We start from the raw sequence: 7,847 nt of genomic DNA on the forward strand, positions 1-7,847 counted from the left end.
AGATTTCCGACATGAAGCGATGGCGCAGTCGCATCGAAGCCGATATATCCCGGAACAATCTCTTTAGACGCAAGCGCATCAAGCGCCGCCGCGTCGGTTGTTTGGTGGATGTAGCCGCGTGCATCAAGCTGGCGAAGGAGATCAGATTTATAAGCAGTCATAGCGCGTTAGCGCCTAGCATGGAGTTTCGACATTGGCCAATATTTCGATGACGGAAACGGTGCTGCAATGTCATCCGCTGAGCGAAAAGGGTTTTGTAGGCGGAATAGCCGTGCACGTTGATCGCGCCGAAGCCGGTCGTTTGCAGATAAAATACACGCTGCACGGGGTAATCGACGGGGTACATTTCCCCGAAGCGGCGCAACCGGAACGCACGGACGGACTTTGGAAAGACACATGTTTTGAATTGTTTTGCGGCCGCGCCGATGACGGTAGCTATGTCGAATTCAACTTCGCGCCGTCGGGGCAATGGGCGGCATATGCCTTTACCGGATACCGCGCAGGCATGACGGAGCTTGCCTGTGCGCCACCGCAGATAGGCTGCACGGCGGGGGAGGGCATGTTCGAAATGACGGTCACACTGGACCTGCCCGAATCTTTGCGCGCGGTGGATGTAATGGCCGGGTTAAGCGCCGTTATCGCGGACAAGCACGGACGTACCGCTTATTGGGCACTCGCGCACCCACCGGGGAAAGCGGATTTTCATCATAAGGATTGCTTTGCCCTGCAACTGGAGGCACGAAGCGCGGCATGAAATTTGGAATTGATCGCCTCCTGACGGAGCCAGAACTTCGCAAGCCATTGGCGGGTAAACGTGTCGCGTTACTGGCCCATCCAGCATCGGTGACAGCAGACCTGACGCACGCACTGGATGCACTGGCTGCGCTCGACGATGTTAATGTGACCTCTGCCTTTGGCCCCCAGCATGGCCTTCGGGGTGACAAGCAAGACAATATGATGGAGTCGCCCGACTTCACCGACCCAGTGCTCGGGATCCCGATATTCAGCCTCTATGGCGAAGTGCGGCGCCCTTCCGTCGAGTCGATGGAGACCTTTGATGTCATCCTGATCGATATGCAGGATCTCGGTTGCCGGATTTATACGTTTATTACGACGCTGCTCTATGTGCTTGAGGCATCTGCCGCGCATGGCAAATCGGTTTGGGTATTGGATCGCCCGAACCCTGCGGGTCGCCCCATAGAAGGCCTGACGCTGCAAAAGGGATGGGAGAGCTTTGTTGGCGCGGGCCCGATGCCCATGCGGCACGGCATGACTTTGGGTGAGATCGGGCATTGGTTTATCGATCATTACAAAATCGACGTCGAGTATCGCGTTATTGAAATGGCCGGTTATGAACCAGACGCGGCACCCGGATATGGCTGGCCTGCCGATCGGATATGGATCAACCCAAGCCCCAATGCGGCCAATATCAACATGGCGCGCGCTTATGCGGGCACCGTGTTGCTGGAAGGGGCAACATTGTCAGAGGGCAGGGGAACGACCCGTCCGCTGGAGATATTCGGCGCGCCGGACATTAACGCGCGCGATGTAATTGCCGAAATGCGGGCATTTGCGCCGCAATGGCTCAATGGCTGCACGCTTCGGGAAATTTGGTTCGAACCGACATTCCACAAGCATGTGCATCAACTGTGTCATGGTGTGCACATCCACGCAGAAGGTCCATCATATGACCATGATGCGTTCCAACCATGGCGGATCCAGGCATTGGCATTCAAAGCCATCCGGCGGCTCTATCCCGAATATGATCTGTGGCGCGACTTCCCGTATGAATATGAATTCGGCAAGCTCGCCATTGACGTGATCAACGGCGGCCCGGCCTTGCGTGAATGGGTCGATGCACCCGACAGCACGCCTGAGCAACTGGACGCAATGACGTCAGTTGATGAACAGGATTGGCTTCAGAAACGCGCGCAATATCTGCTATATTAGTGGCCGTGCTTCCGGCTTAATTCGCGCATCGCGTCATCAAGACCTTCCAGCGTCAGCGGGTACATCCGGTCGTTCATCAATTCCTTGATGATTTTGGTGGATTGCGAATAGCCCCATTGTTTTTCGGGCACGGGGTTAAGCCAGACCGTGGCGGGATAGGTGTTCGTAATCCGGTTCATCCATACAGCACCGGATTCTTCGTTGAAATGCTCCACCGATCCGCCGGGATGCGTGATTTCATAGGGGCTCATCGATGCATCGCCGACCATGACCACCTTATAGTCATGCGGGAATTTGTGCAGCAGATCCCACATCGGTGTGCGTTCGCTAAACCGGCGCTTATTGTCTTTCCAAACGCCTTCATAGGGACAGTTGTGGAAATAGAAAAATTCCAGGTTTTTGAACTCGCTAGTGGCCGCACTGAAGAGTTCTTCGCAAAGCTTGATGAACGGATCCATAGACCCGCCGACGTCCAGCATCAGCAAGACCTTGATCGCATTACGGCGTTCGGGGCGCATTTGAATGTCCAACCAGCCTTTGCGCGCGGTGCCATTGATTGTGCCGTCAATATCGAGCTCTTCAACCGCGCCATCGCGGGCAAAGCGGCGCAGCCGGCGCATCGCGATCTTGATGTTGCGGGTGCCCAACTCGCGCGTGTTGTCGAGATTCTGGAATTCGCGCTTGTCCCAAACCTTTACGGCCCGCTTGTGCTTGGATTCGCCGCCAATGCGGACGCCTTCGGGATTATAACCCGAATTGCCATAAGGTGATGTGCCGCCGGTTCCGACCCATTTGTTGCCGCCTTCGTGGCGCTTTTCCTGTTCCTCGAGCCGCTTTTTCAGCGTCTCCATCAGCTCGTCCCAGCTGCCCATTTTTTCGATCTTGGCCATTTCCTCTGGCGACAGATATTTCTCGGCGATCGCCTTTAACCAATCGGCGGGTACATCGACATCGTTTTGGCCATATTCAGTGAATACACCTTTGAAAACCTTGCCAAATACCTGGTCGAAACGGTCCAAAAGCGCTTCGTCCTTCACCAGTGTGGCGCGGGCCAAATAATAAAATTCTTCGGGACTTTGGTCGATAACATCGGCATCCAAAGCGGCGAGAAGCGCAAGATGCTCTTTCAATGAAGCGGATATACCGGCGGACCGCAACTCTTCCATGAATGAGAAAAACACCGGCAGGCTCCTGTTTAATTGACCAGTTAAAGCTTTTGGCTGTTTCGGCACGCGCCGTCAACAACCGGCGATTAACTCTGTGATAACCATATTGGGGTAGGCCCCGTTACAAACGACAGAACAAGGTGCCAAAGCCATGAAAATGGATAAAGTCGCATTGAGTGAAAATCACTGGATCCACGAAACCGCACAGATATGTGGTGAGGTTACCGTTGGCTGTGCCGAAGCTGCAGGTGTGCTCGAACAAGCGCTACAATCCGCAGATTGGCTCAAGGCAAGGCACGGCGAGATGACCGAGCTGACGCAAGCACTTGATGCGGACATCGCGGAGGTGGCGCAGGCGACCCGAGACGCCAGGATTTTGGCCGAAGCCGCTGTCGCAAAGCTGAAGACGGGGCACGACACGGTTCAGCTATCATTGGCGAGCTTTTCGGAACTCATCAGTCTCATCATGAGCCTTGGTTCGCATATCACCGGTTTTGCAGCAGCGATGGAGCAAGTGAAGCGGGTGTCGCAATCGATCGATTCGATTGCGCGCACGACCAACATGCTGGCGCTCAATGCTGCGATTGAGGCGGAAAAGGCGGGGGCCGCTGGGCAGACGTTCGCGGTCGTGGCAGCTGAAGTCAAAAAGCTGGCGCATGATACGCGGCGCGCTGCGGTGGAAATAACCGGAACGGTAAACTCCCTTTCGCATGAAGCCGCAAAATTTGTCGTGGAAATCGAGGAGGGTGTATCGACAAGCGGCGCCGCGCAAGAGCAATTCGCGAGCCTGCAGGAGCTCATTTATGGCGTGAGCGATGTCGTTGCCAAGGTGGGTGATCACAACCGAGAGATTGCAGACAGCACCGCACAAATTCACCGTGGGCTGGTCGATTCGCAAAATGTTCGTGATGCGGTCGAAGGGGCCAATGGCGAAATGTTTACGGCTGTTGTGCGTGCGCATAGCCAGATCGGCGGTCTGGAATTGCAGGCAAACAAGATGTTTGACCATATTGTGCACAGCGGATTGTCAAAGCGCGATAGCGAATTTGTCGAGCTGGCCCGCCAAAAGGCCGAAGAAGTAAAAGCATTAACCGAGGCCGCAATCGCGGATGGTACGCTGACGTTAGAGGCGCTGTTTGATACCGATCTGCGTCTCATCGAGGGTAGCAATCCGCCGCGCTTTACATCGAAGCTGACACCATGGGCGGAACAACATTGGCAGCCATTTATTGAAGCCGTCAAAGACAGCAATCCCGACGAAATAATGTCGGTTGTGTGCAGCAGCCTTAAAGGCTTCTTACCCGTACAGTTGAAAGAACTGTCGCGAGCGCCAACGGGCGATATCGCGCATGACACAAAATATTGCCGCAACGGCCGCGTCATTCAGGACCCGGTGGATATCCCTGCAAAAACAAGCGAGCAGGACTATATGATGGCCGTATTTCGCCACGAAGGCGACGGCCATTCTTACAAGGTCATGCGGAACGTATATGTCCCATTGCGCATAAATGGACGCCGCTGGGGCGATTTTGAAATCGCTTACAGCGTCTAAATAAGGCGCAGTTTAGCTGTTTGGCCGCCGTGCCATAAAGGCCAGCCGTTCAAACAACATCACGTCCTGCTCATTCTTAAGCAACGCGCCGTGAAGTGGCGGAATGGCCTTTGTTGGGTCGCGTGACTGTAGAACATCAAGTGGCATGTCTTCGTGCAGCAACAGCTTGAGCCAATCGAGCAATTCGCTCGTGCTTGGCTTTTTCTTAAGGCCTGGGACGTCCCGAACTTCGTAAAAAATGTCCATGGCCTTCGACACCAGCATTTTTTGGATACCGGGGAAGTGGACATCAATGATGGACTGCATCGTCGTGCGATCAGGGAATTTGATATAATGGAAGAAACAACGGCGCAGGAACGCGTCAGGCAGTTCCTTTTCATTGTTCGATGTAATGATAACGATCGGGCGCTCGACCGCTTTGACGGTTTCCTGCGTTTCGTACACAAAGAATTCCATGCGATCGAGTTCCTGAAGCAAATCGTTCGGAAATTCGATGTCGGCTTTGTCGATTTCGTCGATCAAAAGAACGGGCAACTGAGGCGCGGTGAACGCTTCCCAAAGCTTACCCTTCTTGATGTAATTTTTGATGTCGTGAACGCGCTCATCGCCCAATTGGCTATCGCGCAAACGGGCAACGGCATCATATTCATACAGGCCTTGATGCGCCTTGGTCGTGGATTTGATGTTCCATTCAATCAACGGCGCATTGAGTGCGGTCGCGATTTCCTGCGCCAGGACGGTCTTGCCGGTGCCGGGTTCGCCTTTGACGAGAAGCGGGCGGCGTAGCCGCGTGGCTGCGTTTACGGCAACTTTCAAATCATCAGTTGCGACGTAATTATCAGTGCCTTCAAAGCGCATGGACGGACCCCGTTTGTTAATCGAACGATTAATTCGTTAAGTGGGCCCACCGCGTTATGCAATATAATAGTTTACGCCGCGGAGTATTGGACAGGTGGCGCGCATTTCGTTTTGCAACGTTGGTCCCGCCAGATTGCGCACGCACTATTCCAGCAATGGCTGACGGAGACCCGCACAAAAGTGCGAGTATTCGGTCCATAACCTCAACCGCTCAGAAATATAAACGCGGCAGACCGTCGCTTATTGGTCGAGGAAGCTGCGCATTTTGCGGCTGCGGCTTGGGTGCTTCAGCTTGCGGAGTGCTTTCGCCTCGATCTGACGAATACGCTCGCGCGTAACGCTGAACTGTTGACCAACTTCTTCCAATGTATGGTCGGTGTTCATGCCAATACCAAAACGCATGCGCAGCACGCGCTCTTCGCGCGGTGTCAACGACGCCAGAACGCGGGTCACAGTTTCCTTCAAGTTCGCCTGAATGGCGGCGTCGACGGGAATGATAGCGTTTTTGTCTTCGATGAAGTCACCAAGATGGCTGTCTTCCTCGTCGCCAATTGGCGTTTCGAGGGAGATCGGCTCCTTCGCGATCTTCATGACCTTGCGCACTTTTTCGAGCGGCATGGAAAGTCGCTCGGCCATTTCCTCTGGTGTCGGCTCGCGGCCTTGCTCATGCAAGAACTGACGGCTGGTCCGCACCAGCTTGTTGATCGTTTCGATCATATGCACTGGAATACGGATGGTGCGGGCTTGGTCCGCAATCGAACGCGTAATCGCCTGACGAATCCACCATGTTGCGTAAGTGCTGAACTTGTAACCACGGCGATATTCAAATTTATCGACCGCCTTCATGAGGCCGATATTGCCCTCTTGAATGAGATCAAGGAACTGAAGACCGCGGTTGGTGTATTTCTTCGCGATGGAAATAACGAGGCGCAGATTGGCCTCGACCATTTCTTTCTTCGCAATACGCGCTTCGCGTTCGCCCTTTTGCACCATGTTGACGATGCGGCGGAATTCACCCAGCGACATGCCGGTATTCGCGGCAATGTCCGCTATTTCGCTGCGAATGCGCTCAACGCCTTCGGCTTCGTTCGTCGCGAACGCCGTCCATTTTTTGTCGAGGTTGGATACTTCGGCCAGCCAATTTTCGTCGAGCTCACGGCCCATATAGCTGTCAAGGAATGCCTTGCGCGGAACCTTGTGACGCTCGGCCAAACGCAGCATTTGACCACCAAGCGCGGTCAAACGACGGTTGAACGAATATAATTGGTCGACCAGATATTCGATTTTGTTCGCGTGGAACTGGACGCTTTCGACTTCCGCAGTCAATTCTTCACGTAATTTGTGATACTTATTTTCGGAAGCTGAGGAAAACTCTTCGCCGGCGTTCAAAGCGCGCATCCGCTCCAACTGAATGTTCGAGAATTTCTTGAACAAAGAGGTGATCTTGGCAAAACGCTCCAATGCCGCGGGCTTCAGCGCTTCTTCCATCTGCGCGAGGCTGAGCGTGTTGTCTTCTTCCTCTTCTTCAACCGGGCGTGAACGCCGCTCGGTCATATCATCGTCGTCACTCGCCGATTCCGGCTCTTCGTCGACTTCGTCTTCTTCCTTGTAAGAAACCCCAGCGGTTTTTTCGCTGATTTCCCCATCGCCTTCTTCTTCCTCGTCGTCGGTCAGCGTTTCAGGCGCTTTCGACAACATGGCGTCAAGGTCAAGGATCTCGCGCAGCTGCATTTCGCCGTCGTTAAGCGCGTTCGACCAGTCAATAATGGCGTGGAAGGTGATTGGGCTCTCGCAGAGGCCGAGGATCATCGTGTCGCGACCCGATTCAATCCGCTTTGCAATGGCGATTTCGCCTTCGCGGGACAGCAATTCAACCGCGCCCATTTCGCGCAAATACATCCGCACAGGGTCATCGGTACGTTCGCCCGTTCCGGTTTTCTTGACCGTGCTGGTCAGCGAGCGCGGGTCATTTTCAGAGATATTGTCGACGGTTTCGACTTCTTCCTCTTCCTGCTCGTCCTCGCCATCTTCGCCAGCTTCGTCATTCTCGACGATTTGTACGCCCATGTCATTGATGGCCGACATGACGTCTTCGATTTGTTCGGAAGACATCTGATCCTGCGGCAAGGCAGCATTTAATTCGTCATAGGTGAGGAAACCGCGGCGCTTTGCCTTGGCTAGCAGTTTTTTGATTGTCGCATCGTTCAGGTCAATCAGCGGTGCATCGCCGTTTTCGACCATATCTTCTTCATTCTCGTTTACGCGACTTGCCAAAATAATTCCCCGATACTGTCATAAATCGTCCGCATCTCGCCTGAAAA

The 7,847-nt window shown here is 54.0% G+C and carries 6 protein-coding genes and 1 pseudogene; 3 read left to right on the forward strand and 4 right to left on the reverse strand.

Annotation, left to right across the window (positions count from 1 at the left end):
- Positions 1-161: pseudogene (locus ACILQA_RS08235) on the reverse strand (tyrosine--tRNA ligase); the annotation flags it as partial.
- Between the two features lie 32 nt (positions 162-193).
- On the opposite strand from ACILQA_RS08235, the gene ACILQA_RS08240 reads away from it, so the two are divergent.
- Together ACILQA_RS08240 and ACILQA_RS08245 are read left to right on the forward strand one after the other, a co-directional pair.
- Complete coding sequence (locus ACILQA_RS08240; RefSeq protein ID WP_395629265.1) at positions 194-754, forward strand: DOMON-like domain-containing protein; 561 nt, start codon at positions 194-196, stop codon at positions 752-754.
- Entirely contained in the window at positions 751-1,950 is a 1,200-nt protein-coding gene (locus ACILQA_RS08245) for an exo-beta-N-acetylmuramidase NamZ domain-containing protein (RefSeq protein WP_395629266.1), read from the forward strand. Before ACILQA_RS08240 ends, ACILQA_RS08245 begins: the two co-directional genes overlap by 4 nt.
- Here ACILQA_RS08245 and ACILQA_RS08250 read toward each other — a convergent pair.
- Complete coding sequence (locus tag ACILQA_RS08250) at positions 1,947-3,116, reverse strand: VWA domain-containing protein (protein WP_395629268.1); 1,170 nt, start codon at positions 3,114-3,116, stop codon at positions 1,947-1,949. The two genes, ACILQA_RS08245 and ACILQA_RS08250, sit on opposite strands and share 4 nt — an antisense overlap.
- Positions 3,117-3,267: 151 nt before the next feature.
- Here ACILQA_RS08250 and ACILQA_RS08255 point away from each other — a divergent pair, with 151 nt between their 5' ends.
- Positions 3,268-4,668 carry a methyl-accepting chemotaxis protein gene (locus tag ACILQA_RS08255; RefSeq protein WP_395629267.1) on the forward strand — a complete coding sequence of 467 codons (1,401 nt, stop codon included), beginning with the start codon at positions 3,268-3,270 and terminating at the stop codon, positions 4,666-4,668.
- 12 nt (positions 4,669-4,680) lie between these two features.
- Here ACILQA_RS08255 and ACILQA_RS08260 read toward each other — a convergent pair whose 3' ends face one another.
- Positions 4,681-5,526 (reverse strand): MoxR family ATPase, encoded by an 846-nt coding sequence (locus tag ACILQA_RS08260; protein WP_306062027.1) that lies wholly within the window; start codon positions 5,524-5,526, stop codon positions 4,681-4,683.
- Between the two features lie 240 nt (positions 5,527-5,766).
- The gene (gene rpoD, locus ACILQA_RS08265) at positions 5,767-7,767 is read right to left on the reverse strand and encodes an RNA polymerase sigma factor RpoD (RefSeq protein ID WP_395629269.1); all 2,001 of its coding nucleotides are present in this window, start codon (positions 7,765-7,767) and stop codon (positions 5,767-5,769) included.
- Positions 7,768-7,847: the final 80 nt, after the last annotated feature.

Origin of the sequence: Sphingorhabdus sp. (assembly GCF_044239005.1) — a bacterium.
GTDB lineage: Bacteria > Pseudomonadota > Alphaproteobacteria > Sphingomonadales > Sphingomonadaceae > Sphingorhabdus_B.

Bases quoted from the DNA above. Each gene is read 5' to 3' on its own strand.
- ACILQA_RS08245 (WP_395629266.1), top strand. From the start codon at position 751: ATGAAATTTGGAATTGATCGCCTCCTGACGGAGCCAGAACTTCGCAAG.
- ACILQA_RS08250 (WP_395629268.1), bottom strand. From the start codon at position 3,116: ATGGAAGAGTTGCGGTCCGCCGGTATATCCGCTTCATTGAAAGAGCAT.
- ACILQA_RS08255 (WP_395629267.1), top strand. From the start codon at position 3,268: ATGAAAATGGATAAAGTCGCATTGAGTGAAAATCACTGGATCCACGAA.
- ACILQA_RS08260 (WP_306062027.1), bottom strand. From the start codon at position 5,526: ATGCGCTTTGAAGGCACTGATAATTACGTCGCAACTGATGATTTGAAA.
- rpoD (WP_395629269.1), bottom strand. From the start codon at position 7,767: ATGGTCGAAAACGGCGATGCACCGCTGATTGACCTGAACGATGCGACA.